Origin of the sequence: Paenibacillus sp. PK3_47 (assembly GCF_023520895.1) — a bacterium.
Classification (GTDB): Bacteria; Bacillota; Bacilli; order Paenibacillales; family Paenibacillaceae; genus Paenibacillus_AQ.
Genome location: NZ_CP026029.1, coordinates 4917747 through 4935528, shown reverse-complemented (window position 1 = coordinate 4935528; position 17782 = coordinate 4917747). Strand labels below are relative to the sequence as shown.

Here is a 17782-nt window from a genome sequence, read left to right as displayed (position 1 = left end):
ACCATTTCAGCGGATACCTGTCAAAAATCCTCACCTATATTTCGGGCCCCAGCCCTTCACCAGCCCAGGAGTAACGTTCAATGGAATTGCGGTATTCCACCGGGGTACAGCCTGCATACTTTTTAAACAGCAGATGAAAATACTGCCTGCTGCTGACCCCTACATAATCGGCGATTTCCGCCACCGGGATTTCGCTCTGTCCGAGCAGCATTTTGGCCTTATCCATCCGCAACACATTGAGATAATCGGTCAGCGTACGGCCTGTCTGGGCCCTGAAGATCCGGTGCAGATAACCCGGGTGCACACTCACTGCGGCCGCAATCTCTTTGACCTGGATACTCCGGTCATAATTCTGGTACAGAAATTCAATGGCACGCCGCACGTAGAGCTGGGATGGCTGCTGGCTGGCCTCAAGCTGCCCGCGCCGCAGTCTGGAGATGCGTAAGAGCAGTTCGGAGAACAGCAGCTGAACCATGATCCCTTTATCCGTTCCATGCTGATCAAGCTCCAGTACCAGGGCCTTCAGCACATGGAAGATCTCTTCCGGATCCGGCAGCACGAGGCTTGAAAAAGGGGTCCGCAGCAGTTCAGCAAGCGCCTCCTCTTCTCCCGCCAGCTTGCCGATCGACGGGGCAACGCCCCTGTTCTCCGTGAAGCCGAATTCCACATTCAGCATCCGGCAGGAGGCTTCTCCTTCCACGATCAGCCGGTGAGGCACACCGGCATCGATCATAATGAGCTCTCCGCGCTTCAACCTGAAGCATTCTCCGCCGGCTGTGCCCTTTTGAACATCAACAATACAGCTTCCCGAAATCAGATACATAATCTCCGTGGAGTTATGCTGATGGTAGGCCATCGTATAATTGCTCCACTGCTTATAATAGTAGGCAAAAAAATGCGGAATATATTCCCCGTTCAGCAGCTCCTGCTGGAACAGGCTTCCGGTGAGTTCCGGCAAAACGGCTCACTTCCTTCACAGGCTGGTCTTTGACAGCTTCAAAAGTCATTCCTGCCGCTCCTATCACGACACTTGAGATGATGAATTTTCGAAGAATTCCTCCATTTGGCTTCACCAAATTCGAGGCTTCCATAACAATGTCCTCTGTACGGACACCGTTATTTCAGGATAGGACCAGTGTATCCTGTAAGGGCCGCTTAGACAAACTTATCCTTTAAAAGAAGTCAGAGACTGCTGCAAATCCTCAGCCAATGCTTCCAGTTTACCGGACAGGGCTACAAGCTCCTCACTGACAACAAACTGCTGCGAGGACATGGAAGCTACCTCTTCCGTGGAAGCACTTGTCTGCTGCACTACGGAGGAGACGCTTGCCATGGATTCGCCCAGCTGCTGCTGGAAAGCGGCGAGCTCTGTAATCGCATCTGACGACTGGCTGATATAGCTGATGAACTGCTCCATTTCTTCCCGTACGCCTTCAAAAATAATCGAGGATTCCCGCACAGAAGTAATCTGCTCGCGGAACAGAGGGGCCGCTTCACCGACAACGGCGACGGTATCCTCAATATGGCGGCTGATCTCTTCCGTAATGCTGGATACCGAAGCGATAGACTGGTTGGATTGATTGGCCAGCCCGCGGATTTCATCGGCAATGACGATAAATCCTCTTCCCGCTGCCCCCGCGCGGACAGCTTCAATCGACGCGTTCAGGGCCAGAATGTTGGTCTGCTTGTTCACAGCGATCATCGGGGCCAGGATGCTGCGGATCAGATGATTGCTTTCCCGCAGCTTCGCGGTATTCTCCTGGATGAGCATCATCATTTCCATGGTGGATTCGCTCTGTGCAACAAGTGTTTTCATCAGTCCAGCCCCTTGCTCACTCACGGCGATAACCTTTCCCGCCGACGCATCCATCACAGCATTGATTTCCTCTACCCGCCTCGTCTTGTCACCCATCAGTTCCACATTCCGGTTGCTGCGCTCCGCTTCGGCTGCCATACTGGCCGACCCCTGGGCAATTTCCCCGGTCGCAGCAGCCACCTCTTTGGCATGTGCCGAGATGGTTCCCGAGGCCGCAACCAGCTGCTCTGAAGTCGCCAGAACTGCCGCCGCAGAAGCGCTGCTCTGGCCGGCAAGCCTTGCGATCTGCTCCATCATCCGGTTAAAGCTCTGGCCCAGCCGGCCGATCTCATCCCTGCCTTTAAAATTCGTCCGTACCTGCAAATTGCCTTGTTCGCCTTCTTCCATCAGCAGGGCCAGCTTGCCGAGCGGACGGCCGATCAGCCGGACCAGGATGTAGCCGATAAGCAATGCGATTATTGCTGCGGCCAGCACGACCAGTAAAGTGATATACAGCAGCTTGTCTGCGGATTGAGTGAAATCACTTACCGGAGCATAGCCCAGCAGTGTCCATTCCGCCGTCGCCAGCGGCTGGTATACAACCAGTTGAGGCGTACCGTCTTCATTCCCGGCGGTAAAAGACTGCTCTTCCGCCGGCGTCCGGGCACCGGCATTTATGTATGAGGGTTGTCCCAGCAAAGCTTCATTGTCTTCGTATACGATCCTGCCCTCCGTATCGAGGATACGCAGCTCTCCGGCCTGACCAATGTGCAGATTGGACAATATGTCAGTCAAAGCTTTGCCTTTGATCTCGATCAGCATATAATACTCCGCTTCCGGATGCTGAATGTTCCGCAGCAGTCTGCCCATAGTGAGAGCAGGCTCACCGTACACATCGAAAAATCCTTTGGAACGTACAGGGAACCATACCGGATTTCCTTTCGCCGACTCAATTTCTCCGATTCTGGCCTGCACCCCTTCGTCGCTGCGGACACCGACGGTGCCTGTGGCCTTATAGGACTCTACATCCACCAAGCTTCTGGAGACAAGCCGGATGCTGAGGACCCGTTCGTCCGAACCCTTGACGGAGTCCAGCTTGCGGCGGATCCGGTCTTCAGCAGCTGTTTTGGCAACCGTTCCGGTAGCGGGATTATTCACGGATTCCAGGTCTGCTTTTAACGCAGAATCAACTGCGAACTGTCTCGAAAGCGCTTCATACTCCGTGAACAGGAAATCCAGCTTATCGGCCGCCTGGACAATAGCCTGCGAGGAGGCCGCAGCTACTTCTTTTGTAATAATACCTTTAGCTGAATAATACGAGGTAAGCCCCAGGACGGAGGACAACAATACAATGGTGCAGAACAGAATGACAAACAGCTTGATGCCTACCGACCGGAATTTCAAGTTACGCCCCTGTTTCATTACACTCTCTCCCCATAAGAAAATAAGGTACAGCCCTTAATAGACAACATAAAGGCTGTACCCGGTTTCGTATTGCTTGTATGATGCTGTGCTGCGGTAATCTTTTTAACCTTTGCTGGCACCTGCTGTCAGGCCGTCAACAAGCAGGCGCTGCAGGAAGCCGAACAGAATCATAATCGGAACGGAAATCATGACCGCACCGGCAGCGAACAGTGTAAAGTTGGTATTTTGCTGGCTGTTCACCATATCCCACATCCCTACGGCAACTGTCCAATTCTCTTTGGTACGCAGGATCAGCCTCGCAAAGATGAAATCCACCCAAGGGCCGACAAACTGGGTCAGGGCCATATAAGTGATCATCGGACGGGATAACGGCAGAATGATCCGGGCAAAAATCCCGAAGTTGCTCGCCCCGTCGATCCGTGCCGCTTCATCCAGAGAACGCGGTATGGTATCGAGGAAGCCTTTGGCAATCAGCGTACCGCCCAGCGGTGCCCCGGCAGCATAGACAATAATTAGCGCCAGATGCGTATCCAGCAGATTGAACTCCTTGAGCAGCAGATAGATGGCAATCATACTCATGAAGCCCGGGAACATCCCGAGGATCAGCAGGGTTGACATCGTTGTTTTGCGGCTTTTGAAACGGAATCTCGACAAAGCGTAGCTCGTAAGCAAAGTAAGGAATACACCGATCAGCATGGAGAACACAGCGATCTTCAGTGTATTTCCGTACCATGTTCCGAACATGTAGACATCCGAAGTAAACAGCTCTTTGTAATGGGACAGCGTGAATGTTTCCGGAATCAGAGTTTTGGCGTACAGGGATTTACCCGGCCGGAAGGAAGCCAAAAGAATCCACAGGGCCGGATAGAGCGCGGCAACGGCCAGCACAATCAAAATGATATAACTGGCAGCCAGGCGAATAAAATTCGCAAGTTTGCGTCCGATCATCATTGGATCATGTCCTCCTCTTTGAATGATTTGGTCCGGCGGTAATTGTACAGGGAGAACCCGGCTACAATGATAAAGAGAATGATCCCGATCGCTGAAGCCATATTATTTTTGTTCTGATCCAGTGTTAATTTATACAGCCATGTAACCAGCAGGTCTGTTGAACCCGCGTATTGATAATTCCCGTTAACCGGCGCCCCGCCTGTAAGCAGGTAGATGGCATTAAAGTTATTGATATTGCCGGCAAACTGCATGATCAGTGTAGGTGCGGTGGAGAACAGCACCATCGGCAGCGTGATAATCCGGAACTTCTGGTAATTCGTCGCTCCGTCCACTTCAGCCGCTTCGTACATATCGCGCGGGATTGTAGTCAGGACACCCATAATGAGCAGCATGGAAACCGGAATCCCTACCCACATGTTAACCAGGATAACCGTTACCTTCGCCCAGAACGGATCTGTCAGCCATGGCAGCCCGCCGAGTCCGAAATAACCGAGATACTGGTTGATCGGGCCGAACTGGCCATTGAACAGGTTGCGCATAAGCAGCAGGGAAATCATCTGCGGAACAGCATAAGGCACAATCAGGATTACTCTCCAGAGGCCTTTGAACTTGATTCCTTTCTGGCTAATCAGCAGCGCTACTAACAGTCCGCCGAAATAGGTGGTTACTGTAGAAAGAACGGCCCAGACAATCGTCCATGTCAATACGCCGTAAAAGGTCTGGCTCCATGACTTCAGGAAGAGCAGATTGCGGAAGGTTTCGAATCCTACCCAGTCCACCAGCCTGGCCGGCGGGATATGATCCGGCGCGGAGAAGTTGGTAAATGCCAGCATGATCATAAAGATGATCGGCATGATGGTGAAGAACAGAATACCAAAGCCCGGCAGGATCAAGAAGCTTTGGGCAAACTTGTAATCAAGAATGTAGCGTACCGTTTGCTTGAATGTATTGGATTTAAGACCGGCATCGCGCGCCTCGCCAATCTTATAGGCATCTCTTATGTTCATATACCAGAAAACCAGCAAGATGATAAAAAACAGCAGGGTAATCAAACTCTCAATCAGAATAACGATCGAGTGGTCTCCGGGGACCATTTTGGCGATACCCTTAACCTTTTCCAAACGGCTCGGGGAATCCCCCAGTGAAGTGATGCCCCAGAAGGCTCTTCCCAGATTGTTGATGAAATAGATCAGGCCTAAAGCCTCTACAGCTGCAAAAATAAGTCCTTTGATGAATTGGCGGTTATATATTTGTCCCAATCCCATGAAAACGACAGACAGTATTGCGGCCCTCGTACGGTGTCGCTGCATTTCCCTTCCGATCTCCTCTCCGTGCGGAATTCAGGAAACTGCCCGCCGTAAGCATCGGCGGGCGATTTAATTCCACTGTTTGCTATTGATTGTTGCTGCGTACAAACTGTTTTTACTGGGCAGTTGCACCGTTATTGAGATCTTTGATTTGCTCAACTGCTTTGTCCATCGCTGCTTTCGGGTCTGCATTGTTATCCCAGATTTCCGGAAGGGCGGCATTTACCGGGCTCCATACGTTACCCATCTCAGGGATGGAAGGCATTGGCTGGGAGCTCTTGGCTTGTTCAGCAAAAGCGGATACATAAGGGTCGCTTGTAATTTGCGGATCCTGCAGGGCTTCGTTATTCGTAGGAACCGAACCGATCATTTTGTTGAGGGTAAGCTGGGAATCCTTGCTGGAAGCAAAGCTGGCATACAGCTTAGCCGCGTTCGGATATTGCGTATAAGCGTTGACTCCGAAAATTTTGATCCCGGAGAATGTGATTGCCGGCTTGCCGTTAATCGTAGGAACCGGAGCTACGCCCAGGTTGTCACCCAGTGCTTCTTTGTAGGCTGCAAGCTCCCAAGGGCCTGTGATATCCATGGCCACATCTCCGGTAGTGAACAAGCTGCGTTTGATGTCGGCATTGATGTCACCGCTCTTGATCGGCAGTGCTTCCTTCAGTTTGGCAAATGCGGTCAGGCCTTCGATAGCACCTTCGTTGTTCAGGCCGATATCGTTTTTGTCAGTACCGTCTTGACCGAACAGGTAGCCGCCTGTAGTAGCGATAAAGGTGTAGCCGTAGTACATGTTGCCGACTTCCCACATAATTCCGTATTTGTTTTTGTCTTTATCCGTAAACGTTTTACTGAATTCGAGCACCTCGTCGAATGATTTCGGAGCTTCAGGAAGCAGTGTTTTATTGTAGTACAAAGCATAAGTTTCAGCAGCTCTCGGATATCCGTACAGTTCACCTTCATAAGAGGAACCTACAATGGAGGCTTCTGTATTCTCAGCTTTGGTCTGCTCGGCAAAAATATCATTTGGCAGCAGAAGGCTGGCGCTTGCAGCTTTTCCGAGGTTATCGTGCGGGATCAGAACGACGTCAGCCGCAAGTCCGGAAGGTCCGTCCTGGGAAAGCTTGGTTACTTGATCCGGTGGTGGTACCTCTTCAATTTTGACCGGGACATTATACTTGGCAGTGAACTGTTTGGCGATTTCTTCGGCAAAAGGTCTTTCTTCCTTACTTTCCCAAATGACCAGCGAAGCGCCCTCTTCAGGAACAATATCGCCTGTTACAGCCTCTTCATTGCTGCCGCTGTTATTTGCTGTGTCTGTTGCAGCATTTCCCGCAGGCGTGTTGGCTGCCGTGTTATTTCCTCCGTTACCTGCATTGTTGTTCGATCCGCATGCCGTAATGGATACTGCCATGGACAATGCTGCGGTTACAACCATAACTTTTTTCAACTTCATTACATTAACCCCTCCCGATTGTGTATATCGCTTTAGACTTGCGGTGATGCTGCCAAACTTGCGCAAACGATTTCAGAACAGTTAAAAAAAATGTTGGTTCAAGCAAACCATCCTTCTGAATACGCTTCAACAAGTTTTAGAAAGCGCTTCATTACTTAATTTATAATACAACAGTAATGTTAATTGTTAAAACGTTTGCACATAGTGTATTTTGGCATATTCCCGTATTTAATAACAAAAACCTTAAGTTTACTCCTCCTATCGCACCGATACTCTTATTTACTCTCAATCACATGGCCACTTCATTCAGAAATGAACATTTTTCTGGCGTAATGGCTTTATCAGGTACTTGTAAAATGTTTCTTTTCTCTAAATTGCAAGCCGTAAACGGTTTAACGTTCGTGAAAAATTGTGCAATGGTTTGAACAATAGTATTGAACGGCCCTATTTTCCGTGCTATAATCCAAACCAATATGAGCAGCCCGGTCTGCTGGCAGCAGCAGATTCAGCATCCCTTTGTTCTTATACAATTAAAAGGCACTGTTACTGTATCAGGTACAACCTCGGAATTAGCTTTTCGGCGGCGGTTGTGCCTGTTTGGTATGGACGGATTCCGGCTGATCTTGCGCAAATGTGGCACAAAAGCTGTGCCAGCCGTGCAAATGTCCGATTTTCCTCCGGATTTATCTGTAGGTTCCTTATACATACAACTGCAGCCGCCGCTCACCTGTGCTTCTGGTGCAAGTTTTGCTTGATGCTGTTCAGGGATGCTTATGCTTACACAAAACTTAGGCTTATGCTTCCGGTGCAAGTTTTGCTTGATGCTGTTCAGGGATGCTTATGCTTACACAAAACTTTTAGGAGGAATCATCATGTTATTAGAAGCAGTGTATCATCGTCCGCGGTTGAACTGGTCCTATGCTTATGACCGCCGTACCATTCATCTTCGCCTGCGCGCCAAAAAAGGGGATTTAACGGAAGTCTTCGCCTGGGCCGGGGACAAATATGCATGGGATGCCACCAAAGAACTGATTCCAATGAAGCTGTTCACCTCTGACGGGATGTTTGACTACTGGGAGTGTGAATCCGTTCCGATGTACCGGCGGCTGAAATACGGCTTTCTGCTGCAAAAGGATGATGAACGCATCTGGATGACAGAGAGTGATTTTCAGGCTGACCGTCCGGCGAATCCGCAAAGACTGTTCGAATTCCCGTACATTAATCCGGTTGATGTGTTCACTCCGCCTGCCTGGGTCAAGGATGCGGTTTTTTATCAGATTTTCCCTGAACGTTTTGCCAATGGGGACCCCAGCCTGAATCCGGAGAATGTGGAGCCTTGGGGCGGAACGCCGACGCCGAGCAATTTCTTTGGCGGTGACCTGCAGGGGGTTATAGACCATCTGGATCATTTAACCGAGCTGGGCGTTAACGGAATTTATTTCACGCCGCTCTTCACAGCCACTACGAACCACAAATACGACACAGAAGATTACATGAGTGTAGATCCACATTTCGGTGATGTGCAGACGCTGAAAAAGCTGGTGGATGCCTGCCACGAACGCGGCATCAGAGTCCTGCTTGACGCTGTATTCAACCACTCGGGCCGCACCTTTGCGCCGTTTGTTGATGTCCTTGAGAAGGGCGAGGCCTCCGTATATAAAGACTGGTTCCATATCCGCGAGTTTCCGCTGCAGGTCGTGGACAATATTCCGAACTATGACGCCTTCGCCTTTGAACCGCATATGCCAAAGCTCAACACGGGGAATCCGGAGGTCAAAGAATACTTGCTCAAGGTCGCTGAATACTGGATTACAGAGGTCGGCATCGACGGCTGGCGGCTGGATGTGGCCAATGAGGTGGATCATGAATTCTGGCGTGACTTCCGCAGGGTTGTAAAGCGTGCCAATCCCGAAGCATACATCCTGGGTGAAATCTGGCATGAATCCGCTCCATGGCTGGAGGGAGATAAGTTCGACGCCGTGATGAACTACCCGTTCACCGATGCGGTTCTCGACTTTTTTGTGCTCGGAACACTGGATGCCGAGGGTTTTGCCAATGCCATTGGCAGACAGCTGTCCCGTTATCCGCTGCAGGCCAGCGAAGTCGCCTTTAATCTTCTGGACAGCCACGATACAGCGCGTCTGCTGACGCTGGCTGAAGGGGACAAGAACAAGATGAAGCAGGCTGCCCTGTTCCAGTTCACCTTTATGGGCACACCTTGCATCTACTACGGCGATGAAATCGGCATGGACGGGGATTTCGATCCGGGCTGCCGCAAATGCATGGAATGGGATCCGGAGAAGCAGGACCGCGACTTGTTCAGCTTTTACCGTAAACTGATTGATATGCGCAGCAGCCACCCTGCACTCCGCACCGGCTCCTTCAGCTTCCTGGCAGCCGGACGCCAGGGCACCAAAATTGCATATGAGCGCAGACTCGGCGATGACATCGTGATTGTGCTCATGAATACGGAGGAAACCGTTCAGACCGTCCAGATCAGTGTGGAGGAGCGCCAGTGGGAAAATCTGTTCACCGGTGATTCCCTGCGCGCCGAACGCGGCAAACTGTCAGTGAAGCTGCCGGCATTCGGATATACGGTGCTTAAGGCAGTTCTGTAACATCCTCACTCTAATTCCTATACCAAAAGGCACTCTTCATTACCGAAGAGTGCTTCAGGCTGTCGAGAAAATCTCGACAGCCTTCTTTATGTGACTTTGATCTCAGCAGAAACCGCGTTAACGATTGCCAGCTCCCCTCCATCAACTCACGAACACCGTAACCTATTAATGACTTGGAGATGCTAACGGACCAGAGATCCGTTATTTTGCGCTAGAGGTCTGTTTAGGAATCCTAACGGACTCTGGATCCGTTATTTCATCCGAAAGGGCTTAATGTACCCATCATTGAGCAACATAAAGGAACCACGGTCTGTTAGCGATGAAACCGGGGCGATATTAGGCAAATAACGGACGCAGTGTCCGTTAGCGTGCGGAAGAGGACGAGGCATAACGGATGCAGCGTCCGCAGACATGGAAACACAGCAAAGAAACCCAAGACCGTTAAAAGATCTGGGTTTCTTTTCACTCTGAGGCACTCTTCATTATCGAAGAGTGCCTTTTGAATTCATCGCCTTCCTATTTAGCCAGCAGGTTGTAAATGACCTGGGCGCCTTCGGCGCGGGTCACAAGTCCCTGCGGTGCAAACTGGTTGCCCGTTCTGCCTTGTAACAGTCCCTGCTCTGCCGCAGCATGAACATATGGACCCGCCCAAGGGCTGATGCTGGAAGCATCTGCGAAGGATGCACCGCCGGAGCCAAGCTCAAGCTTGCCGCCCTGCTTCACTTCAAGCGCCCGGATGACCATAACAGCCATCTCCTCACGGCTGATGGATTCATTCGGCGCAAAGCTGTCACTGCTGCGTCCGGCGGCAATGCCTTGATTTACGGCTGCAGCTACATAAGCAGAGTACCAGGCCTCCGGCTTCACATCTGCAAATGCCGCCTGACCTTCTGCCTCTATCCCAAGGGAGCGGACAAGCAGCGCGGTAAATTCTGCACGGCTGATACCGCTGCCTGGTTTGAACTCGGCAGCATTAATGCCTGTGACAATTCCTTTGGCGCTGAGCGACTTCACTGCCGCTGCAGCCCAGTGGGCAGCCGGAACATCACTGAAGGATTTGTTAACTTCAAGTGCGGCATATTTACTGAAATGCTTCACCTGGGCAGTAATTGTATCCCCTTGGATAGTCCCTCCTACATATTCTAATGTGCCGTTATCCCCCAGATAATAGACGCCGGTCAGCGCCTGGTCCGGAGATCCCTTAACTTTGAAGGCAAGTGTAACCGGTGCTGTGAGTGCTGGAGCCGGAATAGACGAACCGTCCTTTTTCACAACCGCCAGGCTAAACTCATAGACCCCGGAAGCCGCTTTAACAGCTGTGCTGTCCTTTCTGAAAGGGTTAAGCAGCGTATGGACTGTATTCTCTCCTAGCGGAGAGCTGCTGAACCTGATTTGGGCTCCGTCTGTATCCGCTCCGGTAAGCATCCCTTGAAGTGTCTTCAGTACCCCGTTAGGCAGGGTTACTGACAGACCATCCATTTGCAGCACAAGATCATTGGTGCCCAGTACAGCAGCAGCCTGAACCGGCAGCAGGATGGTATGCGTTCCCGCAGCAGCTTCGACGATAACCTTGCCATCCTTAACGTTTCTTAGAGCATTCTCATCAACAGCGTGCACAGCAGCTGCCGTTGCAGCCGGAGTTGGCGCTGCAGTCCCGGACGGAATCGAACCCGGAACCGAAACTGGCGGCGTAGGTGACGGTGTTGCCGGTGCCGTTGTTGGCTCGGTTGTCGGCTCGGTTGTCGGCTCCGTTGTCGGCTCCGTTGTCGGTGTCGGCGTTGGTGTCGGCGTAACCTTAGTTGCCGCTGCCAAAATAACCGTTCCGCCGTCATCCCGGCCCGGAAGTTCAATCGTTACCGTGCGGTCATCCGATACCTTATATTCTGCGCCGCTATACTCATCTGTTACAAGCTTAAGCGGAGCAAAAGGAACAGGTATGCTGACAGACTGTGCATCTGTTTTTGTATTAATAACTGTAACAACACTGTCGTTTCCGTAAGTCTTGCTGAAGGCCAGATACCCCGTGTCATCGTTGCCGGCAAGCTTCTCACGCATGCCCTTTGAATATACCTTTGAGTACTTCGCACGGATGTTCAGCAGCTTTTGGTAGTGATCATGAAGTCCTTTTTCTGCAGTCAGCTGGTCCCAAGGCATATCCCCGCGGTTCTCGCTGAACTCGCCCTGGGACATATCCCCTGCGTTCTTGCCGGAACGGCCGAGCTCTTCGCCGTAATAAATAACCGGCTGTCCTTTTGCCGTAATTTGCAGGGCGGCCGCGATCTTCAGCTTGCCTTTGTCCCCGCCGACATAATTGGACAGGAAGCCGTCCTCATCATGGCTGCTCAGGAACTGGGCCATCATCTTCGTATTGTCGATTTTGGATTCGCGGTCCTGCAGATATGCATCCACATCGTTAATTTTGCCGTCCGTGAAGCTTTTGGCTGCGCCCTTAAATCCGAAATCAAGCAGACTGTCCATTTGCCCGGTTTGCAGCATGCCCCCATTGCTGTCAATGGTGCCGCCGAAATATTCGCCGACCATTTTGAAGCCGGGATCGATGGCAGTCAGCGCATTTTTAAAAGCTTTCCAGGTGGTGTCCTCTACATGCTTGACGGTATCCACACGGAAATAGTCGATGGTATCACCGCGCTCCGTCCGTGCGTTGTCCAGCCACGCGGTCTGCCAGGCAATGACCTGCTCACGGACAGCAGGATCTTCAGTGACGAAGTCCGGCAATCCGGCCAGCTCTCCCTTGACAGGATCAGTATCTGTAGACACACCGTCCGTACGGAACATGCCTTCAAATCTGGCTTTGTCCTCAGGCGTTACGGAAGGATTGCTGTCAGTGGCCTTCAGTCCGTACCCTGCATGATTCAGGACAACGTCAACCATGATTTTGATCCCCTTGTCATGCGCCTTCTCAATCAGCTCCTTGAAGGTCTCCATGTCACCAAGATGCTCATCCAGCTGTGTGAAATCCTTGGCCCAGTAGCCATGGTAGCCATACTGCGTGCCGCCAAAACCTGTGCCGACGTTGAAGTCGATGTTATCGACCACCGGCGTGATCCAGAGCGTATTGATGCCCAGCTCCTCAAGGTAATCCAAACTGTCGATCATTCCGCGGAAATCCCCGCCGTGATAAGCTTCAAGATGTGTTTTATCAACATTCACGTTGTTGGCGGCATCGCCGTCCTTGAACCGGTCGGTCAGCGCAAAGTAGATTCTGGCCTCATCCCAGTCAAAATCAAGCTTATCGCCGGAATAGGTTCTAGCTTTAACCTCTACACTGGCCGAGCCTTTATGCGAATTGCCGAACTGGTCGGTCAGGGTGACCGGAATGGTTTTGATTCCTGCAGAGACGGTATCTTTAACCGCAACCGTCTGCTTCATCAGCCCTGTGTCAAGCTTCACCATTGCCGGACCGCCAAGTGCGGTCAAGTCCATATACCCGTCCTGATAGGTTACTTCTTCTGATGAATCCGCGGTAATGGTTACTACCGTATTTTCATTGGAATGGACCTCCTGCGGCTCTGCCGCTGCGGTAATGGTCACATCCGGAATATGATACACAACTGCCGATTCGCCGTTAACCGTATTCTTCGGATCCGTAAGCTCTTCGGTTACTCCATCCTTTGTAATCAGGAAGGTATATTTGTAGGTCCCTTTGGCCGCATTGGTCAGCTGATAGCTGAACCATTCCTTGGCCGGATCGTAGACCATCGGATACTCCGTGCCGTTTATTTTCACCTTGGCTTCGGTTATGCCTGCCGGATTACCGCTGCGGAACAGGTCCTCATCGCGGTACTGGAAGGTAATCGCTCCGTCTTTCATGACCGGGCCGCTGATGGAAGGCTTGACATCCAGTTCTTTTACCATACTGGTTACAATCACTCTGGTATACCCTTCACCCGGGGTAAGCGGAATAAGCCGGTCATCCGGATAGTCGAGCTTCCCGGTATTCCAGTCCGTTCCTTTGCGCAGCACAAATCCAACGTTGGTCGCATTCTGCGCCACCTCAATCAGAACACTGGCTTTCCCGTCCTTGAAGGTGGTGAAGTCAATCTGATCCTTCGGCATGCCGTCACCGGTGTTCCAGACCCAGATGTTCCAGTCCTTATAGTCACCGTCTTCACGGACATAGTTAAATTCTACATAACGTCTGTGATCGGCAGCTTCCTTGGCAACTGTTACTTTGATCTTTGCAGTGATTCCGCCAAAAGAGACTGTAATCGTCGCCGTTCCCGCCTTGATGCCGGTAACCACGCCTTTATCGGATACTGCAGCCACTTCCGGTTTATCGGAAACATAGGCGGCTGTGTTCGTCACGTTGCGTGAGCTGCCGTCATCATATTTGGCCATCACTGCTGTTTTATGCGTGCTGCCGATGGAAAGATTGTATTCCGCGGCATCACTTTCCAGCGCAGTCAGCACAGCCGCCGCCGCATCCTGCCGGATAATCACTGCGGTAAGCGGGTCAAGTGCAATGGAGTTCTTTGTCAGTGTGAACCCGGACTGATTGTCAGCAGCAATGGCCAGAAGGCCTGCTTCATCGTTGTCCGCCAGCACCTTGGCTCCGGTTAAATCTTCCGTGAGGGTCAGCGTTCTTGAAACATTGTCAGCATTCAGGAACACATAGTAATTGCCCGTGCCGTCAGTGGCCTTGTTCTTGTAGGCTATCACTAAATCCGTTGCCTTCATTTCCGGTGCAGCGATCAGGCTCACATTGGAATTGACCAGGCTTTTGTCGCCCAGACGGAAGGCATCTGTAGATTTTCTGAGCTGGATGAGCCCGGCAGTGTAATCTTTTGTGGTGTTGTGTACCGGGAAATTGGCTTCATCCGTAACCTTGGACCAGTCGAACATGTTGACTGCATCCGAAGAATCATAGGAATCATGGATAAAATAGCCGAATGACTGGCCGTTTGCATCCTTCATTTCGGTATATTTCTGCTCGGGAACTCCTTCAGCTTTCCATTCCTTCGTACGTCCGTATTCCTGGCCCGCCTGCAGGAAGGCGGTTCCCTGGGAGGTCAGCACCAGCATGTTGCCAAGCCGGATCCGCTTCTGGATTTCCAGTTCATTCTCCGGAATGGCCGGGTCCTTCTTGATGGATTGCGCAATGACATCATGCAGTGTCAGATTGTCATGGGCTTCAATATACGGAACAATATCGCCCGGATCATCTGCCGGAACATTGGAAGGCTGGCCTTTGATATTGTTCAGAATCGTTGCAATGGAACGTGCGCCGCCGGTAATGAATCTCGGTTCGCCTTCTGAGCCAAAACCGGACTTCAGCTCATTGCGGAACTCATCGGAGAATACGCCGACGCTGTCCGTTTTGTCCATCCACAGCTGGTCAGCACCCTTACCTTTGAGCGAAGGGTCGGAAGCATCCCCGCCGAAGGTAACCCAGCCTTCACCAATGAACAGTGCATCCGGATTAATGGCGTAAGCCGCATCATAGGCCGCCTGTACCGCATCCTGCGTGGCATCGCCCATCATATCCCAGCGCATGCCGTCAATTTTGTATTCATCGAACCAGTATTTGACGGAGTCTACCATCAGCTTTTCCGCCATTTTGCGGTTGGTAGCCAGGTTGTTGCCGAATCCGCCGATAAAATTGCCGCCCGCATCCTGGAATGCATAGTAGTTAGGCACAATGTCGTTCAAAAATTCCTTTTTCGCCATATGCGTGTACACAACATCCAGAATGACACCCATTCCGGCTTCATGAACGGCATCGATCAAGCCCTTCAGCTCTTTAATCCGCAGCTCCGGATCGGCCGGGTCCATGGAGTATGCGCCGTCCGGGGAGAAGTAGCTGTGCGGATCGTATCCCCAGTTGTATTCATTGTTTTGTGCCGAAAATCCGGTTTCGCGCTGGTCCATCTTCGTCTCATCCCCGTAATACCAGGCCATGACAGGCAGCAGCTGGATATGGGTTACCCCCAGGGATTTGATGTAGTCCAGCTTCTTCGCAAAAGCGGCATAGGAACCCCAGCGTTCATTGCCGAGGCTACTCTCAATCGACAGATCCGAGGTGAAATCACGGACATGGACTTCATAAATAACCGCATCCTCGCGTTTCTCATAGCCTTCAATATCGGCATGCTTAAAGTCTGCCGGGTTGGTTCCGCTTAAATCGACAATCGCTGCTTTGCCGACTGTATCGCCGTCAGCTCCTGCCGCTCCCGTAGTATCCACGGTGAATACCGCCATTGATTTGGCATAAGGGTCCAGCACCTTATTGGTGACTCCGTTGTTGGTTACCTCATACTGATAGTAGTAGCCGCGGACATCATCTTCCCCGGAAGCTCCCTTCAGATCAGACGCTGTCAGCTCTGCTGACCATACGCCCTGCTCACCTTTCTCCAGGCTGATTTGGCCGACCAGCTCGGAAGCATCCTCTTTGTTATAGACGTTTGCTGTAACACTGCTTGCCACCGGTGCCCACAGCTTCAGGGTAGCTGATTTGTCAGCAGCATGATAAGTGGCGCCAAGGTCGTCCCCGGTATAGTTGTACATCTGGTCAAGCATTCTCCACCCCGTGGAAGCGGATACAGTTTTGCCTGAATACGTGACGCTGAGCGGTGTCTGGTTTAAATCAAATGCCGCAGTGTCCACTTCGACCGTCGTACTGCCTGTGATCTTAACGGCAGAGACTGCAACTGCATGGCCGTCTTTGTCTTTTACGGAAATTGCACTCTTCAGTGCGGCAGCGTCCAATCCGTCAGTCAAAGTAAATCCAAGCAGCAGTTTGCTGTCCGACAGGACTTCAGCCGAAGCCAGCCCGATAGGCTGTTCGCCGAATGGCGATACATAGACGTTGTCATCGCCGTGTTTGATCCACAGCTGATTGTACCGGCCCAGCAATGCAAAGCTTTTGTTGCCGCCATCCTTATTCTCATTAGTCGGATTTACGACAAGAAAGCCGATTTTTTTGGCATTTGCAATCAGCGGAACATCCACATAAGCTCCAAAACGGTCCTGCTGGTCCGCCCTGAAAGACGTTGCTCCGGCAGGCCAGTTGTCTGACGGAGATGCTACATCATCCCACAGCCATAACCCGTATTGGCTTTGATTGCTGTCCGAACGCATATAATGGATCCGCACTGTATTGGCCGGAAGCTCTACCGGCTCATAAGGAGTTACCAGATCCGATTTTTCTTTGACCCAAATTTCGTTTGTTGCAGCGGTGTTGATGACAAATGTTTTATCTCCGCCGTCCTTGGCCTCGTTTTTCCGGTTCACGATGACAAAGGAAAGCTTCTTCGCGTTTGCTTTTAGCGGAATATCAACATAAGCCCCGTAGGAATCCACCTGTCCATCCGGAAAAGGTGTCGCTCCCGCCGGCCAGCCCGCTGAAGCAGAAGCTACATCATCCCACAGCCATAGGCCCAAATTCTCATAATCACCGGCGTCACGTTTGTAGTGGATACGCATATGTCCTTCAGCCACCGGTGCTGCATTCCCCGGGTCTACCGGCACGGTGAAGCTGGCGTTCACCCCATGATCCTGTGCATTATACTTGAATGTTACCGGCAGATCTGCCGGGAGATTCAGCTCCTGATCGTTCTCAGGGTAAAACTTGTCTTCTGCCGGAGTGCCCCCCGGAACAAATACCCTGTACGTATAATCTCCCTTAGGGATCGTAACTGTGTTCTCATAAATACTGTCAAAATCCCCGTCCGTCAGCATGGTTTTGGCATCAGCCGGTGAATGGCCGTCCGCTTCACCCAGCGCTGTCTGCAGGCTGCCTGTCAGCCTTGGCAGTTTATCCGCAGCAATCGGAGTGTAGAAAGTGCTGTCCGCAATTTTCTTGGTGATGTTGTTGTAATAAAAGGTGACCGTTGTTTCCTCAGACAGTGTAATTTCAATATTGCCGTTTTTGTCTGTTCCCTGCGGATGGGTATAGCTGCTGAATCCGTAGCTCTCCACCCATGAACCGTTAAGCGCTACCTTGTACTCATAGGAACCCGCCGGCAGTGTGCCTGTAAATACATACATGCCGTTTTCTGTGTAAGTCATTTGTGTTACTGTTGCTGCCGGATCCCAGTCCTCCGCTGCATCTGTGTCCGTAGACAGCTCAGACTGAAGGCTTCCTACAAGCACAGCCTTGGCTGCCGCCGCATTCACTTCGGAAGGATATACCGTAAAATAAGAGCAGACCAGAACAATGATCATACTGATGGCGAAAGTTCTTTTCACCCATGAAGCAAATTTCATCTCC

7 protein-coding genes are annotated in these 17782 nt (G+C 51.4%); 1 reads left to right on the top strand and 6 read right to left on the bottom strand.

What is annotated here, in order from left to right:
- Window positions 1-34: 34 nt before the first annotated feature.
- The 5 genes from C2I18_RS21425 to C2I18_RS21405 form a co-directional block, all read right to left on the bottom strand.
- A complete protein-coding gene (locus tag C2I18_RS21425; protein WP_249897752.1) occupies window positions 35-958 on the bottom strand; it encodes an AraC family transcriptional regulator in 924 nt (307 codons plus the stop codon).
- 207 nt (window positions 959-1165) lie between these two features.
- Entirely contained in the window at window positions 1166-3217 is a 2052-nt protein-coding gene (locus C2I18_RS21420) for a methyl-accepting chemotaxis protein (protein ID WP_249897751.1), read from the bottom strand.
- Between the two features lie 105 nt (window positions 3218-3322).
- Window positions 3323-4171, bottom strand: a complete 849-nt coding sequence (locus C2I18_RS21415; protein ID WP_249897750.1) for a sugar ABC transporter permease — start codon at window positions 4169-4171, stop codon at window positions 3323-3325.
- On the bottom strand, window positions 4168-5481 hold the full coding sequence (locus tag C2I18_RS21410; protein ID WP_249897749.1) for a sugar ABC transporter permease: 1314 nt from the start codon (window positions 5479-5481) through the stop codon (window positions 4168-4170). Before C2I18_RS21410 ends, C2I18_RS21415 begins: the two co-directional genes overlap by 4 nt.
- Window positions 5482-5593: 112 nt before the next feature.
- Complete coding sequence (locus tag C2I18_RS21405; RefSeq protein ID WP_249897748.1) at window positions 5594-6934, bottom strand: sugar ABC transporter substrate-binding protein; 1341 nt, start codon at window positions 6932-6934, stop codon at window positions 5594-5596.
- 872 nt (window positions 6935-7806) lie between these two features.
- Between C2I18_RS21405 and C2I18_RS21400 the strand changes: the two genes are divergently transcribed.
- Entirely contained in the window at window positions 7807-9552 is a 1746-nt protein-coding gene (locus C2I18_RS21400; RefSeq protein ID WP_249897747.1) for an alpha-glycosidase, read from the top strand.
- Between the two features lie 516 nt (window positions 9553-10068).
- On the opposite strand, the gene C2I18_RS21395 is transcribed toward C2I18_RS21400, so the two are convergent.
- Window positions 10069-17778 carry a pullulanase gene (locus C2I18_RS21395; protein ID WP_249897746.1) on the bottom strand — a complete coding sequence of 2570 codons (7710 nt, stop codon included), beginning with the start codon at window positions 17776-17778 and terminating at the stop codon, window positions 10069-10071.
- Window positions 17779-17782: the final 4 nt, after the last annotated feature.